Source organism: Enterobacter sp. E14S, from assembly GCF_055666685.1.
On record NZ_JBVODQ010000001.1, the window covers coordinates 537849 to 558085 of the forward strand.

Annotated in this window: 16 protein-coding genes; 10 read left to right on the plus strand and 6 right to left on the minus strand. The window is 58.3% G+C overall.

The genetic code is table 11. From position 1 onward, the window contains the following. Nucleotides 1–32 precede the first annotated feature (32 nt). Together ACZ6J2_RS02570 and ACZ6J2_RS02575 are read left to right on the plus strand one after the other, a co-directional pair. Nucleotides 33–1019 carry an MBL fold metallo-hydrolase gene (locus ACZ6J2_RS02570; protein ID WP_085841724.1) on the plus strand — a complete coding sequence of 329 codons (987 nt, stop codon included), beginning with the start codon at nt 33–35 and terminating at the stop codon, nt 1017–1019. A gap of 1 nt (nt 1020) precedes the next feature. Beyond that, nucleotides 1021–1932, plus strand: coding sequence for a LysR family transcriptional regulator (locus ACZ6J2_RS02575; RefSeq protein WP_471724694.1), 912 nt, complete (start codon nt 1021–1023; stop codon nt 1930–1932). On the opposite strand, the gene ACZ6J2_RS02580 is transcribed toward ACZ6J2_RS02575, so the two are convergent. Then, nucleotides 1923–2807: a LysR substrate-binding domain-containing protein gene (locus ACZ6J2_RS02580; RefSeq protein ID WP_033145589.1), complete on the minus strand. Its 885-nt coding sequence runs from the start codon at nt 2805–2807 to the stop codon at nt 1923–1925. The two genes, ACZ6J2_RS02575 and ACZ6J2_RS02580, sit on opposite strands and share 10 nt — an antisense overlap. A 110-nt stretch (nt 2808–2917) precedes the next feature. Here ACZ6J2_RS02580 and ACZ6J2_RS02585 point away from each other — a divergent pair, with 110 nt between their 5' ends. Further along, nucleotides 2918–4405 (plus strand): UbiD family decarboxylase, encoded by a 1488-nt coding sequence (locus tag ACZ6J2_RS02585; protein WP_471724695.1) that lies wholly within the window; start codon nt 2918–2920, stop codon nt 4403–4405. 26 nt (nt 4406–4431) lie between these two features. Here ACZ6J2_RS02585 and ACZ6J2_RS02590 read toward each other — a convergent pair whose 3' ends face one another. From ACZ6J2_RS02590 to opgC, 5 genes are read right to left on the minus strand one after another with little or no spacing between them, the layout of a single operon-like run. Further along, nucleotides 4432–4857, minus strand: coding sequence for an ATP-binding protein (locus ACZ6J2_RS02590; protein WP_471724696.1), 426 nt, complete (start codon nt 4855–4857; stop codon nt 4432–4434). Next, complete coding sequence (locus tag ACZ6J2_RS02595; RefSeq protein ID WP_048974795.1) at nt 4858–5196, minus strand: STAS domain-containing protein; 339 nt, start codon at nt 5194–5196, stop codon at nt 4858–4860. Then, entirely contained in the window at nt 5186–6400 is a 1215-nt protein-coding gene (locus tag ACZ6J2_RS02600) for a PP2C family protein-serine/threonine phosphatase (RefSeq protein WP_471724697.1), read from the minus strand. The genes ACZ6J2_RS02595 and ACZ6J2_RS02600 overlap by 11 nt, the downstream gene beginning before the upstream one ends. Before the next feature lie 9 nt (nt 6401–6409). Continuing rightward, entirely contained in the window at nt 6410–7309 is a 900-nt protein-coding gene (locus ACZ6J2_RS02605) for a hypothetical protein (protein WP_471724698.1), read from the minus strand. An 11-nt stretch (nt 7310–7320) separates the two neighbouring features. Continuing rightward, nucleotides 7321–8538, minus strand: coding sequence for an OpgC domain-containing protein (opgC, locus tag ACZ6J2_RS02610; protein ID WP_471724699.1), 1218 nt, complete (start codon nt 8536–8538; stop codon nt 7321–7323). Between the two features lie 280 nt (nt 8539–8818). On the opposite strand from opgC, the gene ACZ6J2_RS02615 reads away from it, so the two are divergent. Genes ACZ6J2_RS02615 through ACZ6J2_RS02645 form a run of 7 tightly spaced genes read left to right on the plus strand, consistent with a single transcriptional unit; the run spans nt 8819 to nt 20155 of the window. Then, nucleotides 8819–10636, plus strand: coding sequence for a glycosyltransferase family 2 protein (locus ACZ6J2_RS02615; protein ID WP_063439426.1), 1818 nt, complete (start codon nt 8819–8821; stop codon nt 10634–10636). Next, the gene (locus tag ACZ6J2_RS02620) at nt 10633–11964 is read left to right on the plus strand and encodes a DUF3131 domain-containing protein (RefSeq protein ID WP_471724700.1); all 1332 of its coding nucleotides are present in this window, start codon (nt 10633–10635) and stop codon (nt 11962–11964) included. The genes ACZ6J2_RS02615 and ACZ6J2_RS02620 overlap by 4 nt, the downstream gene beginning before the upstream one ends. Continuing rightward, nucleotides 11961–13508 carry a DUF3131 domain-containing protein gene (locus tag ACZ6J2_RS02625; protein WP_471724701.1) on the plus strand — a complete coding sequence of 516 codons (1548 nt, stop codon included), beginning with the start codon at nt 11961–11963 and terminating at the stop codon, nt 13506–13508. Before ACZ6J2_RS02620 ends, ACZ6J2_RS02625 begins: the two co-directional genes overlap by 4 nt. Next, nucleotides 13493–14887, plus strand: a complete 1395-nt coding sequence (locus tag ACZ6J2_RS02630; protein WP_471724702.1) for a DUF3131 domain-containing protein — start codon at nt 13493–13495, stop codon at nt 14885–14887. Before ACZ6J2_RS02625 ends, ACZ6J2_RS02630 begins: the two co-directional genes overlap by 16 nt. Then, entirely contained in the window at nt 14884–15309 is a 426-nt protein-coding gene (locus tag ACZ6J2_RS02635; protein ID WP_048701779.1) for a globin family protein, read from the plus strand. Before ACZ6J2_RS02630 ends, ACZ6J2_RS02635 begins: the two co-directional genes overlap by 4 nt. A gap of 11 nt (nt 15310–15320) precedes the next feature. Beyond that, nucleotides 15321–17987: a hybrid sensor histidine kinase/response regulator gene (locus ACZ6J2_RS02640; RefSeq protein ID WP_471724704.1), complete on the plus strand. Its 2667-nt coding sequence runs from the start codon at nt 15321–15323 to the stop codon at nt 17985–17987. After that, a complete protein-coding gene (locus tag ACZ6J2_RS02645) occupies nt 17984–20155 on the plus strand; it encodes a glycoside hydrolase family 2 protein (protein ID WP_471724706.1) in 2172 nt (723 codons plus the stop codon). The genes ACZ6J2_RS02640 and ACZ6J2_RS02645 overlap by 4 nt, the downstream gene beginning before the upstream one ends. Nucleotides 20156–20237: the final 82 nt, after the last annotated feature.

Here is a 20237-nt window from a genome sequence, read left to right on the forward strand (position 1 = left end):
AAGTAAGATGAGCGCTTTCAAAGGAGACTCGTATGCTTACCGTGAAAAAACTTGCTCTTTCTACGCTTATTTCCAGTTCATTGCTTTTCTACCCTGCGCTGCAGGCGGCGGCGGAGACGCCCCAGCATGTCGTTAAACAACCGGCGGGCGGATACAGCGTTCAGGTCGGCGACGTTCTGGTGACCTCGTTTACGGACGGGACCGTCGCGCAGGATCTGCACAAGCTGCTGCGCCGGACAACGCCGCAAAAAATCGATGCGCTGCTCGCGAAAAATTTCCAGACCAACCCGCCTGAAGTGTCCATCAACGCGTTCCTGATTGCGATGCCCGGACATAAAATTCTGGTGGATACGGGCTCAGGCCAGCTCTTTGGCCCCGGCAACGGCGGACGTCTGATTGAGAGCCTCGCCACCCAGGGGATTAAACCCGAGGACATTACTGAAGTCCTGCTGACCCACGCCCACTCCGATCACGCGGGCGGCCTGGTGAAAGACGGCAAGGTGGTGTTCAGCAACGCGCGCGTTTTCGTTGGCAAACCGGACGTCGACTTTTTCTTTAACGACGAGAATCAGAAAAAAACCGGCTACGGCAAGAACTACTTTGACGTCGCGCAGAAGACCTTAAAACCCTATCTTGACGCCGGTAAAGTGGTGCCGTTTAGCGGCACATCTGAGATTCTCCCTGGGCTGACCGGCACGGTTCATCCCGGCCATACGCCGGGTTCAGCCTTCTACACGCTGACAAGCAACGGCGAGAAGATCACCTTTGTCGGCGACATCATTCATGCCGCGGCGGTTCAGTTCCCGCAGCCTGACGTGACCATTACCTACGATGAAGATCAGAACAAAGCGGCAAGCGTGCGCGAACACGCGTTTGCGGACTTTGTGAAAAATAAAGACCTGGTCGCCGCGCCCCATCTGCCGTTCCCGGGTATCGGGTATGTCACCAAAGGCGAAAACGGCGGCTATGCCTGGGTCCCTGTGACCTATACCAACCGGGACGCCGGCAGCGCGAAATAAAATGACGCCCCTCTCTGGCATGGACATAGACCTGATCCTGACCCTGGACGCCCTGCTTCAGGACAGGAATATCACCCATGCGGCCGCGCGGCTTGGCATCAGCCAGCCCGCGCTGTCCGCCCGTCTCGCGCGTCTGCGAACGCTGTTTGGCGAACCGCTGTTTATTCCTTCCCCACATGGACGTGGGGTGCTGCCCACGCCGCGAGCGGAAGCGCTTAAGCCGCAGGTAGAGAGCGTGCTGCGCGGCATCAGCGCGATGTTTTCTCCTTCCACGTTTGATGCCCAGACCAGCACCCGGACCTTTGTTATCGGCCTACACGAAAACCCGGCGCTGATGCTGGGCACCGGGCTGCTTAACCAGGTGGGTACCGAAGCTCCAGGTATTCGCCTGCGCTTCGCCCTGCCACAGATGTCCGAACTGCCGCAGCAGCTTGAAAACGGTGATGTAGATATCTACATCGGCGTGAGCGCGGGCGCCCATGACGGCTGGGTGAGGCGCAAACTGCTCGACGATGCGTTTGCCACCGCCCAGCGTAAAGGCCATCCGCGCGGTACCGGAGCGTTAGACCTGGAAAGCTACTGCGCGCTTTCTCATCTGGTGGTGTCATCGGCGGGAGATCCGTTTACCGGCTTTGTCGATCAAACCCTGGCCGGGCTGGGCTACCAGCGGCACGTCGCGATGTCCACGCAGAGCTACGCCATGGCGCCTGCGCTTGTTGCCGGTACCGACCTGGTGTGCACCCTCCCGGAACGGATGCTGAAACAGTTTGCCGGCACGCTGGATCTCTTTGCGCCGCCGCTGCCGCTCCAGCCGATTACCATCTACATGTACTGGCACCCGAAAAACAGCCAGGATCCGGCAAATGCCTGGCTGCGCGAGCAGCTGCTGCAGGCCGCCGGGCGTCAGGTGTGATCGAGGGTAATCAGGAATTTTTTAAGCACTTCTGAGCGAATAATCCGGTGGCAAACCAGCGTCAGCTCGCTTTCACGGAGCCGGTCGAGGATGTCCACGTAAACCACGTTCTCAACGCTCACCGCCTTTGCCGAGGCGGGCAGCAGCGCCAGCCCAAACCCCGCCGAGACCAGGCTTATCACCGTGGGCACGTCGGTCGCGTTTTGCACCACGTCCGGCTGAAAGCCCGCCCCGCTGCAGGCGTCATAAAAGTACTGTTCCAGCCCCATTCCCTCCGGGTCGCGCAGGGAGATCCATTTTTCGTCCTTCACTGACGAAAGCGTCAGCGCGGAAGATCCCGCCAGCGGGTGCTGACGATACAGCGCAAGTACCGTTTTCTCTGACGTGAACGGGCGGCTTTGCAGATCGTCAGGCAGCGACGGCAGCGGCGCCCGGATAATGGCCACATCGAGCTGGTTGCTCTGCACGGCCGCGTAGAGCGTCTGCACGTTTCCCGTCACCAGCGACATGGTAATGGCCGGCCAGCGCGTGTGCATCTGGCGCAACGCGGCGGGCAGCCTGCCGTCGAACATCGCGCTCGACACGCACCCCAGGTTTAATACCCCCTGCTCGCCCCTTGCCGTTTGCCTGGCGTCCAGAACCGCCTGCTCGGTGAGGGAAATGGCGAGCCTGGCTTTCACCAGAAACGCTTCACCCGCGGGCGTCAGGGTTAAGCGGCGGTTCGCCCGGCTAAAGAGCGTGACGCCTAAACGTTCTTCCAGCGCCTTTATCTGCTGGCTCAGGGCCGGTTGCGCCATGTTCAGACGCTCAGCGGCCCGGTGCATATGGAGCTCTTCAGCCACCACGATGAAATGGCGCATCTGACGAAACTGCACGGAACGCCTCCTTTTGATATGAATTTACTTATCAATTTAGCAGTAATGATGCAATTGATGCTATTGGTCATTGCCATAAAAATGGAGGTATTCAAACGAGGGAGGAAAATATGGAAAACCCGATCAACGATCTCCGCAGCGCCATCGCCCTGCTTCAGCGCCACGAAGGGCAGTATCTTGAAACCGATTATCCGGTCGATCCCAACGCGGAGCTGGCGGGAGTCTACCGCCATATCGGCGCGGGCGGCACGGTAAAACGTCCCACCCGTACGGGCCCGGCCATGATGTTCAACAGCGTGAAGGGCTATCCGGGCTCCCGCATCCTGGTGGGCATGCACGCCAGCCGCGAGCGCGCGGCGCTGCTTCTGGGCTGCGAGCCCTCGGAGCTGGCAAAACACGTCGGCCAGGCGGTGAAAAAGCCGGTTGCGCCGGTTGTGGTTCCGGCCTCGCAGGCGCCCTGCCAGGAACAGGTTTTCTACGCAGACGACCCTGACTTCGACCTGCGCAAGCTGCTTCCGGCCCCCACAAACACGCCGATTGATGCGGGCCCGTTCTTCTGTCTGGGGCTGGTGCTGGCGAGCGATCCGGAAGACAGCTCGCTGACGGATGTCACCATCCACCGCCTCTGCGTTCAGGAGCGCGACGAGCTTTCTATGTTCCTTGCCGCCGGTCGGCATATCGAAGTCTTCCGCAAAAAGGCGGAAGAGGCCGGAAAACCGCTGCCGGTGACGATCAATATGGGGCTCGATCCTGCCATCTGTATCGGCGCGTGCTTTGAGGCGCCCACCACGCCGTTTGGCTACAACGAGCTGGGCGTCGCCGGGGCGCTGCGCCAGCAGCCGGTCGAACTGGTGCAGGGCGTGGCGGTAAAAGAGAAAGCGATCGCGCGGGCGGAAATCATCATCGAGGGCGAACTGCTTCCGGGCGTGCGCGTAAGAGAAGATCAGCACACCAATACCGGCCACGCGATGCCGGAGTTCCCGGGCTACTGCGGCGAGGCGAACCCGTCCCTGCCGGTGATCAAAGTGAAAGCGGTGACCATGCGAAACCACGCGATCCTGCAAACGCTGGTGGGACCGGGAGAAGAGCATACCACCCTGGCCGGTTTACCGACGGAAGCCAGCATCCGCAATGCCGTTGAAGAGGCGATTCCGGGCTTCCTGCAAAACGTCTATGCGCATACCGCGGGCGGCGGTAAATTCCTCGGGATCCTGCAGGTGAAAAAACGCCAGCCGTCAGACGAAGGCCGTCAGGGCCAGGCGGCGCTCATTGCCTTAGCCACCTATTCGGAGCTGAAGAACATCATTCTTGTCGACGAAGACGTGGATATTTTCGACAGCGACGACATCCTGTGGGCGATGACCACCCGCATGCAGGGCGATGTCAGCATCACCAATATTCCGGGGATCCGCGGCCACCAGCTGGATCCGTCCCAGTCGCCGGATTACAGCACCTCAATTCGCGCAAACGGCATCTCCTGCAAGACCATCTTCGACTGCACGGTGCCGTGGGCGCTGAAGGACCGCTTCGAGCGCGCGCCGTTTATGGAGGTGGATCCGCGTCCGTGGGCGCCGGAGCTGTTCGCTGATAAGAAATAGGGAAGTTTGGGCGTATGGCCCGCAGGTCATACGCTGATTTTCTTTTCAAGCGTGGCAATATTTTTATCCGCCTTTCGCTCCACCGAGAAACGATCGACGCTCAGCAAAATGAGCATCAGTCCCCTGCCGCTCTCCAGCAGCGGCGAGATTTCGCAGAAGCGGTCTCGTCGGGCGGCCTCAAGCCGCTCCAGCGGGAATGCATCGCCCGCGTCGGTAAAAACAACGCGGACATTATGGTCCCGGATGTCGAACTCTACGCTAAATGCGCGTGAGGCATCCTCATGCAGCGCGTGCCGGATGATATTCGTCGCCACTTCACAGACGGCCAGATCGAGCGCGAAACGCCACTCATCGTCAACGGCAAGCGCGCTCAGACGGTCTCCCAGCCAGCCAGCAAGCGGCGTCAGGGAGCCGAGCTCCGCCGGAAATTCCGCATACTCCGGCGTCTGCATCTACTGCCCCAGCTGCGCAAGCGCGCTGTTTTTATCCGGATAGATGCGGAAGATGCGATCCATTCGGGTCAGGGTGAACATGTTCATGATCCCGGGATTCAGGGAGCACAGCGCCATTTCGCCTTTCCCGTTCATCAGCTTAAACAACGACACCAGCATTCCCAGCCCGCTGCTGTCGATAAAGTCCACTTTGCTAAAATCGACAATTAAGGCTTTACGATCGCTGCCAATTTCTTCCGTGACAGTAGCCTTAAACGTCGCGGCAATGGACGCATCCAGCCGCCGGACCGCTGGCGTAAGAATGTTGGCATGCGGTAATCGTTCAGTGTTAATAATCATTCTGTTCTCCCTGACGCTCAATCGCTAACAGTGAAACGTCATCGGTTAAGGCGGTCGGTTCATGTCTATTTGCATTGCGCCAGCCGGTCAGGTGTTGGCCGAACCGCGGCAGGAGCTCGTCAACCGGCAGATGGGCATGCTCATGAAGCCAGCGTTCCAGACGTTGCGGGCCAAACTGCTCGCCATCGCTGTTCTCACACTCCGTGATGCCGTCACTGAATAAGCATAAGCGATCCCCTGGATTGAGGGTAAAAGCGACGTCCTCCCAGCTCAGGTCGGGCATCAGTCCGACAGGCGGTCCACCCTCACCAACGTAAGTGACGGCACTCTCTGCGTTGACAATCACGGGAGTAGGATGCCCCGCCTGACACAACAGTCCCTGACCACTAACGGGGTCGATCACGCCGTAGATGATGGTGAAATAGCTGGTGATGTCGTTTTCTTCACTGCAAAAGCGGCTGTTCAGTATTCTGACGACCTCGGCAGGCGACTGAATTCCGCCCTCTACGGTAAACAAAAAACGGTCCACCACCCGGCCGTGCAGGAACTGACGCGCCACGGCCAGGGACATCATCGCGGCCCCCACGCCGTGACCGGACACGTCAACGCAATAGAACCCCAGATGAGAGTCCAGAGGAAAAATATTGAAGACATCGCCCGATACCCAGGCAGACGGTAAGAAAAGCCAGTCGGAAAAGTAGTCCCCGAAGCGCAGGCGGTGTGAAGGCAGCACCGAGTGCTGAACGCGCGCCGCCAGCTCAAGATCCTGTTCAATCTGGCGTAACGCTTCACTCAGGCGCTTATTATGCGCCGCAAGGGTCGCTTCCAGCGTCAAAATACGTACCCCGGCATGGAGCCGCGCCCGTAACTCAGCCTGTTCGACGGGTTTGCTTAAAAAATCATCCGCCCCGGCATCAAAACCCTGCGTTAAATCTCCGGCATTCTCGCGGGCCGTGAGCAGAATGATATACACATAGTGGCCAAACTGACGGCTGCGGATCGTCTGACAGAGCGTAAGCCCGTCCATTTCCGGCATCTCCCAGTCGCTTATCACCATGCTGATCGGCTGGCTGGACAATATTTCCAGCGCGGCGACGCCATTTTCCGCCTCGCTCACGATATACCCCCACTGGGCGAGCATTCGGGAGAGTAACCGACGATAAATCAGCGAATCTTCAACGATTAACACGTGCAGCGCTGACATGCATCCCTCCTATAGCGGTAAGAACCAGATGAGGCTCACGGTCCCTTCCCTGAATTTTGCGTTACCGTTGCCGTGCCCCGGATAGCGCGTCCCGGCATAGTTTGCGTACTGGATGGAGAACGAACCCGGCGTATAGCCCGCATAGCCAAAGCTGTAGCTGTAATCGCCGTTCCAGGGCTGCTGCTGGCTGCTGTCCGGGAACCAGAATGCCGTTGCGCGAACGAAGAAATGTTGTTTGAAGGTATAGCCGCAGCCGCCGAGCATAACATTTTTATTTTTGCGGATGTCATCGCTGCTGAGGTCGTAGTAGCGCGGAACCCAGCTGTACCCGACCTGGCAAATGATAGAGTCGCCTTTATTAATCAGGAGCGTGTTTTCAACCGGTTTCGGTAGCGAAAACTTGTAGGCCAGCGTAAAAGCTCCCTGTTCGAAATAGGTGTGTCTCCGGCTACCCGACGTCCAGAAGTGGTTATCGCCGTAGTTACCGTAGACCAGGCTGAACGTATTGGCATGCCAATCGTCATAGCCGAAGCTGTAGCGAAAATCGGCGGTATAGCGGGTGGTATCTCTGACCGGCAACCGGGAGGTGATGTTGGCAAACCAGAAGCTGTAGGGGGAATACTGCAGGCTAAGATTCAGCGTCTGGTTAATTTTTTTCGCCTGGGCGGCGCTGTCCGAGCTGTTGGGCACGCTCACCATCTGCTCTTTCAGTCCAGAACTAAAGCTCAGGGCGCCTGAAAATTTCTTGTCATTTCCTGAGAACAGGCGCCCCCACCGGCTGGTAAATACGCCTGCCTGAACGGGCTCGCCGTTCTTATCGCGCAACGTCTCTTTCTCACTGCTTTGCGCCGCACCCGCCGCGGGTATTGCAGCGAGTAAGACGCCCGCCAGGAGCCATTTTTCGCGCATAACCGCCATCCTTAGTTAGGTATCCAGCGTGCTGCGACGTTGTATTTTGCCATGAGCCACAAAATGCCCAGTGCCGCAGCATGCACTAACGTATTTTCTATCCAGGCATGACGCCACAAATCGAAGGTGATGAACTGACTCACCAGCAGCACCACGTACACATGCAAAATGAAGGTATAAAGCGAGTGCTGGCCTAACGGAATAAGAAACCATCCCAGCAGGCGGTTGAGCGGCGTCCAGCAGTATGTCAGCACCAGATAGACGGTAACCATCAGGGCGATATCGTTCAATACCCGCACCGGGCCCAGCCCATTTTTCGCCGCCCAGGTGTGATAAAAGGTGTTGAAGCTGTCAGGCGGAATCACATGCATCAGCAGCGCGGGGGGCATAAACGGGTTGGTATGGTTCTGTGCTATGAACCCCAGAATGAGCGCCACTGTCACCAGCGCAACCACCACCACTTTACCTGCAGGCGTGCGTGCGAAAGAGATCAGTTCGGCTTTATACCAGCCGCTGGCCATGCCCAGAACAAAGATGAATTGCCAGGCCAGCAGCGGAAAGGCAAATTCGAACTCCGACGGCGTCAGCCGGAGCGGCCACCGCTGCCACAGGCCGTATACCAGCAGAGACGCCCCCAGCAGCCACCAGACGTTACCCTTCTGTAGCATCCCCAAAAATAGTGGGCTGAAGAGCAGCAAAAAGATATACAGCCCCAGAATTTGGGTCTGATGAGGGCCAATCTGCAAATAGAGGATAATGTTAAACCAGGTCTCTTTTATTTGCGGCGTGACCGGATAAAGCGACCAGCTTTCACCCGAAAAGCGGTCGGTAAAATGAGTGACCTCGAAAAGATTAATATGCGGGATATATGCCAGGAGAATAAACGACACTATGATAATGATATTTACACGATATATTTTCCACGCTCTGAGATAAAGCCCCCACGAAACCGTGAGTAATACGACTTTTTGCAGACGAGCGCGATTCAACATCCCCAACATAAATCCCGAGAGAATGACAAAACCTTCTGCACCTGTGGTTAATCCAAAACGCTCCCAGGAGAATATATTAAATACCGACATAACCTCCGTATGCGCCACGACCATCATGACGAGAGCAATGCCGCGCATAAAGTCAATTCTCAGGTCCCGGGCACCTGCAATGGCATACCGCCATGATGTTGATTTCACTATATCTGCTTGCGCGATCGGCGGCGCAACATGGCTCATAGGGTGTCCTTTGCCTGAAAACGAAAATCAAGGTCTAAATAAAGTAGATAGACTAAAGGAATAGTAACTGCAATTTATCGCCGGCAGATGAGGTGTATTAAGCAGAATTAAACCCGAATTAACTGCTGCTACATGTTAATAAAAACGGCGCTGGACACTTTTATTCGGCGTTCTACACTTATCTTAAATCTTGTTTAATCGCTATTTTCTTTCGCTTTTGGGCAACTGCCTGCGCAGCAGAATGGGTCTGCATTTTCACGGAATCAGGAACGCCGGAACTATGGATTTTTATTTTTCCCGTTTTGAACATCGTCGACCTCCGGAACCGTTAAAAACGCCGCGCTGGGTAATGATGACCTGGCAGGTGTTAGCGGTCGCGGCGCTTATTCTGGGCGCAAATTATATTTACTGGCGCTGGACCGCTTCCCTGAATACGGACGCCTTATGGTACGCCATACCGCTGGTACTTGCCGAAACCCTGGCGTGGATAGGAACCGTGCTGTTTACCATCAACTTGTGGAAAGAACAGGATCCTCCCCAGAGTCCGCCTCCGAGCGAGATTAACGACTGCCTGGCACCGGAGGAGGCCGTAGAACCCCGTCCCGTTAAGGTGGATCTGTTCATTGCCACCTATTCCGAAGACACCGAGCTGGTGAGGCTGTCCATTCGCGACGCCCTCAAGATGGATTACCCGTACCCGATTGACTACCGGATCCACGTCCTCGATGACGGCCGTCGCCCGGAGATGAAAGCCGTTTGCGATGAGGAAGGCGTCAATTACATCAGTCGCCAGACCAACATCGGATTTAAGGCCGGTAATCTGCGCAATGGTCTTGAGCAAACCGACGGCGATTTTCTTGTCATCTGCGACGCCGATACCCGGGTATTTCCCACCCTTCTCAGCCATACGCTGGGCTATTTCCGCGACCCGGACGTGGCCTGGGTGCAGACGCCGCAGTGGTTCTTCGATCTCCCGGAAGGCGAAAGTTTGTCGCGCTGGGGCCAGCGGAAAGCGGGAAAAGTGGGCTATGGCCTGGGCTGGCTGATTCAAAAGTGTGTCGGCCCGGTCACGGTTGGCCGCGACCCGTTTTTTAACGATCCGCGCATGTTCTATGACGTGATCCTGCGGCGGCGCAACTGGGCGAACGCGGCGTTCTGCTGCGGCGCGGCGTCCATCCACCGTCGCGAGGCGGTTATGCAGGCCGCGCTGAGAAGCTACGTCTGGTCCGTCGAAGAGGAGATCCATCGCCATACCCGCGACATTCGCGATGACGAAACGCGGAGCGCGCTCCAGGAGGCGATGCGCCCGCACGTGGCATTTGACACTGAGTTAACGCCCTATAAATTCCACGTCTCCGAAGATATTTACACCTCGGTGCTGCTGCACGGTGACGCCGCAAGACGCTGGCGTTCGGTCATGCACCCGCGCGTTGAGTCGAAGATGCTCTCTCCGCAGGATATGCTGACCTGGATGATCCAGCGCTTTAAGTACGCCGCCGGCTCGCTGGATATTTTATTCCATGACAACATCTTCAGCCGTCGTCGCTTCAGGCTTTCACTCCCCCAGACGCTGATGTATGCCACGACCTTCTGGTCCTATATGGCCTGCGTGTGGAACACGGTATTTTTGATCTCGCCCATTATCTATCTGTTCACCGGCATTCCGCCGGTATCGGCCTGGTCGACGCCGTTCTATCTCCACTTTCTCCCCTTTTTTATTTTCTCCGAGCTGGCCTTTATGTTCGGGACATGGGGGATTTCGGCCTGGGACGGCAGGGCCTCTTACCTCTCCTTCTTTTCCATGAACCTGCGCGCGCTCAATACGGTGCTGCGGGGCGAGCAGATCAAATTTCACGTCACGCCAAAAGAGCGGCAGACGGGCCGTTTTCTCTATCTGGTGAAGCCGCAGATTGCCATCGTGGTGCTGACCCTCGCAGGGCTTGTCTGGGGAGGGATTCAGGTTGCACGCGGCCAGGTCGACGATCCTTCCGGTTACGTCATCAATATTTTCTGGGGAGGAGTGAACATCGCCGCCATGCTGCCGCTGATATTCGCAGCCATGTGGACGCCAGCCGAAGACGATGAGGTCACCCAATGAGAATACGTGATGCCCTGCTTTCCGCGCGCAGTTATCTCACTATTCTGCTGGGGTTCCTGCTCGGCTTTGCCATTGTGGTATGGGTTGAGAAACAAATGCCTTCGCGCGTGGAGAGCAGCGGCGGCATCGCGCTCAGTAAAGACTTCCCTCCGCTGCCCGCAAAACGCGAGCTGACCTATGACGAGGCCATCTGGGCGCGGGTAGCCTGGCAATACTATGTGAACAATACCCAGCCAAATGGCCTGGCGAACGCCAGCGACGGTGAGCCCTGGCTGAGCCTCTGGAGCGTAGGGAGCTACCTGTTTGCGACCGCCGCCGCAGAGCAGCTCAATATCATTTCCACCGATGAGTTTGACGAGAGGGTCAGCGCGGCCCTGTTTACGCTGGGGCAGCTGCCGCTCAATGAACAAGGCCTCCCTGCCGCGTATTACCATGCGGACACACTCAAAATTCTGGGGAAACCCGACGCCTCCTCAATAGGCCTGAGCCGCCTGCTGACGGCGCTGCAGACCATTCTGTGGCGCTATCCTCAGCACGCGGCCGCTATCCGCGATCTGTTTAGCGTCTGGCGCACCGGCGCGCTGATGGAAAACAGCACCCAAAGCCAGGCGGCGGTACCGCTCCATCACTGGACGCTGGCTGCCGACGAGCAGCGAGACAGCTTTGGCTACCGGCTCTATGCCAGCCATACGCTGCGCTTGATTGACAGTGCGGCGGGACTGGCGGTCACCAATCCGCCCGAAGGGCAAAAGATGATCGACCTGGATGGGATCATGGTTCCTGATGAAGGCCTGCGCACGCCCTGGGGCAAGCAGACCTCCCTGATCAGTCTGCCCTATCTGCTAACCGGACTCGAACTGGGTTTTGACGCGCAGAGCGCTGAAATTGCGTGGCGGATTATGCAGATCCAGCAGCGGCGCCACGGCCTGCGTTCACCAAAACCTCCCATCAGCACGGATTATGCTGAACCGGCACCGGATTACGTTACCGATCTGCCAAACAGGCAGCCAGTTCAGGCGCGCGCTCTGCGCGAAGAGGTGCCGGAGAAGGTGGCGATCGCCTCTACCCGCACCGCGTTTGCCTGGTATGCCCTGTTCCGCAATGGCTGGAGCGAGGCGCTGCGCCAGCAGGTTCTGCCGCTTCTGGTGCCGGGTAAAGGCTGGCAACGCGGCTTCAATCTTAATAACAGCGTTAATAGCGTCGTGGACGCCGACACCAACGCCATCGTGCTGGAAAGTCTGTCGTATATCGCGCACGGCCAGATGCTTTGTCTGGCCTGCTTCTCCACAGCCACTCATTCATCCACTCCCGCAGGAGCAACGCCATGAAGCCAAGATCCCCGATCCTTTTCCACCTGCTTACGGGAATAACGATCTGCTGGCTGGCGCTCTCGACCGCGCGCGCGGAAACCGGGCTGCCTGCGTCAGGCTACGCCCCGCGCAGCGGCGAGCTGACGGCCCGAGAGATGACCATTGCGAAAAACGCCTGGCAGTATTTCGTCTCCAACTATCAGCCCACGACGGGCCTGGTGAATGCGGTCAACAAATATCCTTCCACCACCATGTGGGACAGCGCCTCCTATATCGCCGCCATGACGGCAGCCCGCGAGCTGGGGATCATAGATAAAGCAGAGTTCGATCGCCGGATGCTGAAATTTCTCGCCACGCTTAACACCCTGGTGCTGTTCCGCAACGAGCTGCCCAACAAAGCCTATAACACCATCAGCGGCCAGAAGGTGGACTACACCAACAAGCCCGGCGAAATTGGCTTCTCGGCCCTGGATATCGGGCGAATGCTGGTCTGGCTGAAAATCATCAAAGAGCGTTACCCGGAATACGGCAACAGCATTGATAACGTGGTGCTCGGCTGGGATTTCAGCCACGCGATCGACCCCTGCGGCACGCTGTACGGAGCCTATCTGGAGAACGGCCAGCCGAAGTATGTTCAGGAAGGCCGCCTGGGCTATGAAGAGTACGGCGCGGCAGGTTTTCAGCTGTGGGGGTTCAATACCTGTAAAGCCAGCCGTCCGCAGCCGTACGAGCTGGCCGAGATTTACTGCGTGCTGGTTCCGTATGATTCACGCGATCCGCGCAACACGTCTCAGCATAACTACGTGGTGACGGAATCCTACCTGCTCTACGGTCTGGAGTTCGGCTTCGATAAGCCGACCGACCGGGATAACGCCCCGCGCGACTACTCCCTGACGTGGATGAAAAACTTTGCCGATCGCGTTTATCAGGCTCAGGAGAACCGCTATACCATCACCGGCGTCCTCACCGCGCGCTCTGAGCACCAGCTCGATAAAGCGCCATACTTCGTCTATGACACCGTCTTCAGCGACGGATACAACTGGAACACCATCACCGACAAGGGCCAGTTCGTCCCTAACGCTGCCGCCATTTCACTGAAGGCGGCGCTGGGAATGTGGGTCCTGTGGAATTCGCCTTATACCGACCGCCTGCTGAACACCATTGAGAATGCCAACGAAGAGGGAAAAGGCTACTACGAAGGGCTGTATGAAAACGGCGACGGGCCGATCAAGGAGTTCACCGCGAACAATAACGGCATCATGCTGGAGGCCCTGCTGTTCAAAAAAGAGGGAAAACTGCTGGCCTTCAACACCGACAACCCGAAAAGCAAGGATTTTGCGCCGTCGCTGTGGGATCAAAAGCTGCTCGATCAGTTTGAAGAGAACAACGCCCTGCGCAGCCGCCCGTTCCTTGCCAGCACGCCGGCCGTAAAAAGCTGGTGCGACCGGACCGGCGTCACGCAGCGCACCAAACCCGCCTGCCAGGCCTGTCAGTGCGCGTCATGCAGCGCGGACGAGCCGGTTAAACTGCCTCCGGTGACTGCGCAATGCTTAAAACCATAGCCAGAGGGCTCGCGGGATTACTCCTCGCAGGTGTGGTCATCTTTACGCTGTTTGGCCATCAGGGGGCTGGCTGGCGCTGGCTCATCAATGGCGGCTGGCACTCCAGCGCGCGTATCGCTGCCCTGACGCCGGAGGAACAGAAATGGGCGGCGATCGCCTGGCGCTATTTCGTCAACAATACCCAGCCGCAAACCGGACTGGTCAACGGGAGCGACAAACAGCCCCGCGTCACGCTCTGGCAAATGGGCGATACGCTTATCGCCCTGCTGGCGGCAAAAGAGCTGGGACTGATTGATGAGGCCGAGTATGACGCCCGCCTGACGCGGCTGATGGGCACTCTCAACCGCCTGATGCTGACCGAGACCCGAACGCCAGGACGGCTCTATTCCAGCCAGACGGCGGCGCCGATCGACTTTAGCGGCAAGCCCGCTAAAAATGGCTGGTCCGCACGAGACATGGCTCGCCTGATGCTCGCCCTGCGCCTCACCGCTGTGCGGGAGCCGCAGTACAGCGAGTATCTGGATAAAATCATTCTGCGCTGGAACTTCTGCCCGGTCATCGATGGTGCAGGCGAACTGTGGTCCTCTTCCCTCCAAAACGGCCAGCCGGTGGTCCGGGAAGAACTGCGTCTGGGCGAAAGCGAATATGCCGCGACGGCGTTTCATCTGTGGGGATTTTCCCCGGATAAAGCGTTTACGCCACCGACGCACCACGTCATCATCGCCAAGCGGCGCCTTGCCGTGGACGCCCGCGATCCGCGCACCACGTGGCAGCCCTCCCTGATAACCACCCTTCCCTATATGCTGCCGGGCCTGGAGTTTGGCTGGGAGCCGGAAGGCGTTGCGGCCGATCTGCAAAAGCGCCTGCGCAAGCAGGCGGAAAACGTCTGGCTAAGCCAGAAGACCCGCTGGGAGACCGATAAGATCCTGACGGCCAGAGCGGATTTTTCACTCCCTCAGGCACCCTGGCATATACAGGATACGGTCTGGGGAAATGGCTATGCCTGGAACTCTGTTGGCGATGATGGCCGGGATTACACCCGCTTCGCGCAGGTGTCGACAAAAGCGGTCTTTGCGCTGTGGGCCTTGTGGGACACCCCTTACACCGACGTGCTGATGTCGGTCACCGAGCACCTTAACGACCCGCAGAAAGGCTGGTACGAAGGCCGCCTTGAAGCCACGGGCGATACCAACGCCTCCCTGACCCTTTCTACCAATGCCACGGTTCTGGAAGCCCTTTTCTTTAAGCACAACGCCGGGCCGTTGTTTGACGCCCGCCGGTCTAAGAAAGAGAGCTACTTTACGCGCCGTGTGGCAGAGGAATATACGCCAGTCGGGCACTGTCTGCCGGGCGAAAACGCCGTAAGGAGGACGCCGTGAAGTTTTACCGCGATCTGTTTGAATCCAGTCTGAACCGCGTCTTTCCGGATAATGACAAAACAGCGTTTTTTCAGACGTTCTATGACGCCTTCGTCCATATGTCACCCGAGACGGAGCAGCATTTTTCTCGCCTGCCGGATCGAGAGGGTCAGCAAACCCTGTTTAAAAGTTTCTTCGCCATGCTTGCGGTCGACGGCGCCCTGATCGTCCCTGATTTTCTCGAGCGTCTGGCGCGGGAGCAAAACGACGACGGACTGCACCTTCCCCCACGATTTTTCGCGCTCTGGCGCGAAGCGATGTTGAACGCGGTGAGCGAGCGCGACCCGCAGTGCGACGATGAGATCCTGACGGCCTGGGCGATGGCTATCGCGCCCGGGCTGGAATACCTGCGCCGACAGGCAGAACTGCACTACCGCGAGTAGGGAGGATCACGATGAGTTCGTTCACGTACGATCTTAACGCGCTGCCGGCCGCCGTCATGATTTATGACTGCGATGAGCGCCTGCAGGCCTGGAATCACAACGTGGCCCTTTTTTATCCGGTCATCACCCCGTGGCTGAAGGCGGGCACAACGCTTGAAGCGCTCGCGGAACGCTTTATCGATGCTGTTTACAACGTCGACCCCGGCCTGCGCCAGACGCTGCGCGAGTCGGTCGTGCGCAACTGTCGGCAGGATAAACACTGTGAGGTGCGGCAAGTTGGCCAGCGGCGGATCTTCGTCCAGCATCAGCGCCTGGCGGACGGCGGAATTGTCAGCCTGCACAGCGATATTACGGAGCTGGATGAGGCGCAGCGCGCGCGTCACCAGCTGCATGACGATTTTCTGCTGACGGCGGAATCCATTCATATTGGGATCTGGGACTGGCAGGTTTCCGGCGACGCGTTACAGGTTAACGACACGCTGCTTGCCATGCTGGGTCAGTCGCGCACACAGTGGCGATATCCGGTTCGTTTTCTGCTCAATCAGGTCCACGTGGACGATCGTGCAGCGCTGCGCAAGGCGCTGCACGCTTCGAAGCAGGATCATCGTCCGGTCTTTGAATGTGAAATTCGCGTACATCATCCTACCGAAGGACTGCGCTGGATGCTGCTGTCAGGCCAGGTGGTCACACTCTCCATTGAGGGAAACGCCGAGCGCGTTATTGGCACGCTGCAGGATATTACGCGGCGCAAAGAGGCTGAAATTCAGGCGTTCGCCTCGGCCCTTGAGGCACAAAAAGCCAATGAGGCGAAAAGCGCGTTCCTGGCGAACATGAGTCATGAAATCCGCACCCCGATGAACGGCATTATTGGCATGACCCAGCTGTGCCTTGACACAACTCTCAACGCCGATCAGCGCGATTACCTGACGCTGGTGATGAGTTCTGCCCAGTCTTTGCTGCATATCATCAACGATATTCTCGACTTTTCCCGTATTGAAGCTGGCAAAGTGGAGCTGGAGGCGGAACCTGTCCCTGTCCGCCCCTTCATCCAGTCGCTTATTCGCCCGCATATGCCGGGCGCAAGCGAAAAAGGCATCGAGCTTCTGGTTGATATTGCACCCGACGTTCCCGACGTGCTGCTGGTCGATGGTGCCCGGCTGCGTCAAGTTCTGACCAATCTGTTGGGTAATGCGCTGAAATTTACGCACCAGGGAGAAGTTATCCTGATTGTTGAATCCGGAGATGACCCGAATCACTGGCGTTTTCGGGTGCGCGACAGCGGTATTGGTATCCCGGCTGATAAGCAAAAGGCCATTTTTGAAGCCTTCAGCCAGGCGGATAACTCAACCACCCGCCGCTACGGCGGCACGGGGCTCGGGCTAACCATCTCTTCGCGACTGGTTGCGGCGATGGGCGGCGAGTTGACGGTCACCAGCGAGCCGGGGAAAGGCAGCGAATTTTCGTTCGTTCTGCCGCTTTCAACACAGTGTCTTATCCCTGAGGAACGCCCGCGCAGCCAGCGCTTTAACGGGGAACCCGTGCTGGTGGTGGATGACAACGAAACCAACCTTCGTCTGCTGGCCGCCATGCTGAGCCAGATGGGGCTAAAACCCACCTGCGTCAACAACGCCAGCGAGGCCATCAACCGGGTTAAAGCGAGTGCCTGGCCGCTGATCCTGCTGGATGCGCAGATGCCGGATATGGACGGCGTGTCTCTGGCCCTTGAGCTTTCGGTTCTGCCGCAGATTTCTGAAAGCCATATCATCATGCTGAGCTCCATGAGCCGACATTTTGATATCAATATGCTGAAGCGGATCGGCATCAAAAACTATCTGCATAAGCCTATTGCTCAGGACGAGCTGCATCAGGCGATTGCCGCGGCGTTTGAACGTGCGCCGAAGACCGTGGGGGAAACCGCGCCCGCCCCCGTCGCCGCCCCGGGCGCTACGGGGCTGCGGATCCTGCTGGCTGAAGATAATCTGGTCAATCAGAAGGTCGCCGCGCGCCTGCTGGAGCGCCTCGGTCATACCTGTCAGATCGTCGACAACGGCGTCGCGCTGCTTGAACGCTGGCGCACGGGCGTGTGGGACGTTTTGCTGATCGATCTTCAGATGCCCGAGATGGACGGGGAGACCGCCATTCGCCTGCTTCGCGAGGAGGAACGCTCCCGGCCTGGACCGGCTCAGCCCGCCGTCGCCATGACCGCACACGCCATGCAGGGGGATAAGGAGCGCTGTCTTAACATGGGCTTCGACGGCTACATTGCCAAGCCCATCAGCCAGGAGCGTCTCGCTGAGGAGATAGCTCGCGTGCTCGAGCATCATGATGATTCCCCCGTTTTTCCTGACGAAGCGCGCCTGCTGAAACAGTGCGCTGACGACCCTGCCCTGGTTCAGGAGCTGCTGGCCCTGTTTGGCGAAGGGCTGGAGGAGGCCATAAGAGCGATCGCCCGGGCTATCGACGACGATGACCGCGAAGCGCTGCGCCGCGCGGCCCACAAGCTTCGCGGAGAAGCCGTCACGCTGGATTTCGGGCTGCTCGCCCGTCAGCTGCAGGCGCTGGAGAACGAGGCGCACGCGCAGGACAGGCAACAGCTTGCGACGCTAAACGAGCGTCTTCAAATGGAATCGCAGCGCCTGATGGCGTGGCTCAACGCGCGAGGGGTAAACGAACCATGACCCGTAGCTGCGCGCTGCTCTTTGCGCTGTTTATTCCACCGCTGGCGGCGAACCCGATGCCGGTCAGCTGGTCACTTGCTGGCACCTGGCGGGTTCAGGATGCCAACGACGGCACGCCTCCTCCCGCGTCAGGCTGGCGCGGGCTGAAGGTCCCTGCCAACTGGTACAGCGCGGGGTACGATCGTCAGGGCGCGCTGTGGTATAAGCACGCATTTACGCTGCCCCTTCAACCGCCCGACGTGATGAGCACCCTGGTGTTTGACGGCGTCGATTACCTTGCCGAGGTGACGCTAAACGGCCAGCCGCTGGGCAAGCACGAGGGCTATTTTCAGCGCTTTTCGCTGGACGCCAGCGCCGCGTTACAACGTCACAACCAATTAGTGGTTCGGGTGGATAGCCCCTACGAAGATCCGCACAAGGTCTGGCCGCTGCATAAAACGGTCATGAAGGGGATTCTTAATCAGCATGACACGCGCCCCGGCGGCGCCTGGTCGCCGGAAGGACAGGACGCCAACTCTGGCGGCATTTGGGCACCGGTCAGGCTGCATCTGAGCCGGGGCGCCACCCTGGATGAAATCATCCTTCGGCCTGACTGGTCGCAGGGGCTGAAAAGCCCTGCACTGAAGGCTGAGATTCGCTATCGCGCGCTCGGTCAGGGCCCGGCAACCGCGCGGCTCACCGCCACACCCGCCAATTTCAGCGGCAAGCGATTCCAGGCAGACTTTCCGGTTACCCTGAAAAACGGCGCCCATTCCGCGCGTGTTACGCTGCCCATGCCTGCGGCAAAACTGTGGTGGCCGGTCGGCACCGGGAAACCCTATCTGTACACGGTTCGCGTCTCATTACGGGATGAAAAAGGGTTAATGGATACGGCGGTCACCCGCACCGGACTGCGCAAGATCGTTGAGCAGCCAGACAACAAAGGCTGGCTCATTAACGACAGGCGCCTTTTTGTTAAGGGCAGCAATTACATCGGTTCTCCCTGGCTCGGCACCATGACGCGAGAAAAATATCGTCGCGATCTTCGTCTGGCAGAAGCCATGAATGCGAACGCCATTCGCGTGCACGGACACGTTGCCGGGCGCGCGCTGTATGACGTTGCCGATGAAATGGGCATGATGATCTGGCAGGATGTTCCGCTGCAGTGGGGCTACGACAGCAGCGACGCCTTTACCAAAAATGCGGTACGACAGACGCGGGAGATGATCGAACAGTTTGGCAACTCACCTGCCATCATCGTCTGGGGAGGCCATAACGAACCGCCCTGGAATTCGCCGTGGATGGAAAAACGCTTCCCGGACTGGAACAAAAACCTCAACCGCGAGCTCACGCAGCGGGTAGCGGATACGCTTGCCGAAGATACCTCCCGCATCGTGCATCGCTTTTCCGCCGTTGAGGAGCACTACTGGGCGGGCTGGTATTTCGGTAGCGTACGTGACCTGCTGACGCCGGCCAAAACGGGGATCATCACCGAGTTTGGTGCGCAGGCGCTGCCCCGCTTGTCCACGCTAAAAACCATCATCCCGGCTGCGCATCTCTGGCCAAAAACCACCGCTGCTGACGATCCCGGCTGGAGCGTCTGGAAATATCATAACTTCCAGCCCTTTCAGACGTTTAAATTTGCCGGTATCCCGCGCGGAAACAACATTCAGGAAATGATCCGCAATACCCAGGCGTATCAGGCGCGGCTCGTCGCCACGGCTGCCGAGAGCTACCGCCGACAGCGCTACCAGCCGGTGACGGCCCTTTTCCACTTTATGTTTGTCGAGACCTGGCCCTCCATCAACTGGGGCGTGGTGGACTATCTCCGTAAGCCTAAAGCCGGTTTTTACGCGTTAAAACGCGCATACCAGCCGGTTCTGCCTTCTATTGAACCGGTCACCCCGCAGTGGAAATCCGGCACGGCGGCGACCGTGCGTCTCTGGGCCATCAACGACGCCTGGAAACCGTGCAGCGAGTGCCGTCTGTCATGGCGTATCACCCAGCGCGATAAGGTGCTGGCAAAGGGCATGATGACGATGACGATCCCCGCAGATTCGGGAACGATGGTCAAAACGCTGACGGCCACGCCCGTGGGTCAGGATGAGGTATCGATCGGGTTTACGATTGAAAACAAGGCGGGAAAAAGAGTTGGTGAAAATCAGCGCACGGAGTCCGTCATAAAATGAGCGAGGGAAAAGGAAAATTGCCGCTTCCCCTGCTTTCTTGTACCCTTTCACCGGAAACCCTGCCCCCACAAACATTGAGACA

What these genes read in the sequence shown, in the direction of transcription:
- ACZ6J2_RS02570 (WP_085841724.1), top strand. Translation starts at nt 33, where the DNA reads ATGCTTACCGTGAAAAAACTTGCTCTTTCTACGCTTATTTCCAGTTCA.
- ACZ6J2_RS02575 (WP_471724694.1), top strand. Translation starts at nt 1,021, where the DNA reads ATGACGCCCCTCTCTGGCATGGACATAGACCTGATCCTGACCCTGGAC.
- ACZ6J2_RS02585 (WP_471724695.1), top strand. Translation starts at nt 2,918, where the DNA reads ATGGAAAACCCGATCAACGATCTCCGCAGCGCCATCGCCCTGCTTCAG.
- ACZ6J2_RS02590 (WP_471724696.1), bottom strand. Translation starts at nt 4,857, where the DNA reads ATGCAGACGCCGGAGTATGCGGAATTTCCGGCGGAGCTCGGCTCCCTG.
- ACZ6J2_RS02595 (WP_048974795.1), bottom strand. Translation starts at nt 5,196, where the DNA reads ATGATTATTAACACTGAACGATTACCGCATGCCAACATTCTTACGCCA.
- ACZ6J2_RS02600 (WP_471724697.1), bottom strand. Translation starts at nt 6,400, where the DNA reads ATGTCAGCGCTGCACGTGTTAATCGTTGAAGATTCGCTGATTTATCGT.
- ACZ6J2_RS02605 (WP_471724698.1), bottom strand. Translation starts at nt 7,309, where the DNA reads ATGCGCGAAAAATGGCTCCTGGCGGGCGTCTTACTCGCTGCAATACCC.
- opgC (WP_471724699.1), bottom strand. Translation starts at nt 8,538, where the DNA reads ATGAGCCATGTTGCGCCGCCGATCGCGCAAGCAGATATAGTGAAATCA.
- ACZ6J2_RS02615 (WP_063439426.1), top strand. Translation starts at nt 8,819, where the DNA reads ATGGATTTTTATTTTTCCCGTTTTGAACATCGTCGACCTCCGGAACCG.
- ACZ6J2_RS02620 (WP_471724700.1), top strand. Translation starts at nt 10,633, where the DNA reads ATGAGAATACGTGATGCCCTGCTTTCCGCGCGCAGTTATCTCACTATT.
- ACZ6J2_RS02625 (WP_471724701.1), top strand. Translation starts at nt 11,961, where the DNA reads ATGAAGCCAAGATCCCCGATCCTTTTCCACCTGCTTACGGGAATAACG.
- ACZ6J2_RS02630 (WP_471724702.1), top strand. Translation starts at nt 13,493, where the DNA reads ATGCTTAAAACCATAGCCAGAGGGCTCGCGGGATTACTCCTCGCAGGT.
- ACZ6J2_RS02640 (WP_471724704.1), top strand. Translation starts at nt 15,321, where the DNA reads ATGAGTTCGTTCACGTACGATCTTAACGCGCTGCCGGCCGCCGTCATG.
- ACZ6J2_RS02645 (WP_471724706.1), top strand. Translation starts at nt 17,984, where the DNA reads ATGACCCGTAGCTGCGCGCTGCTCTTTGCGCTGTTTATTCCACCGCTG.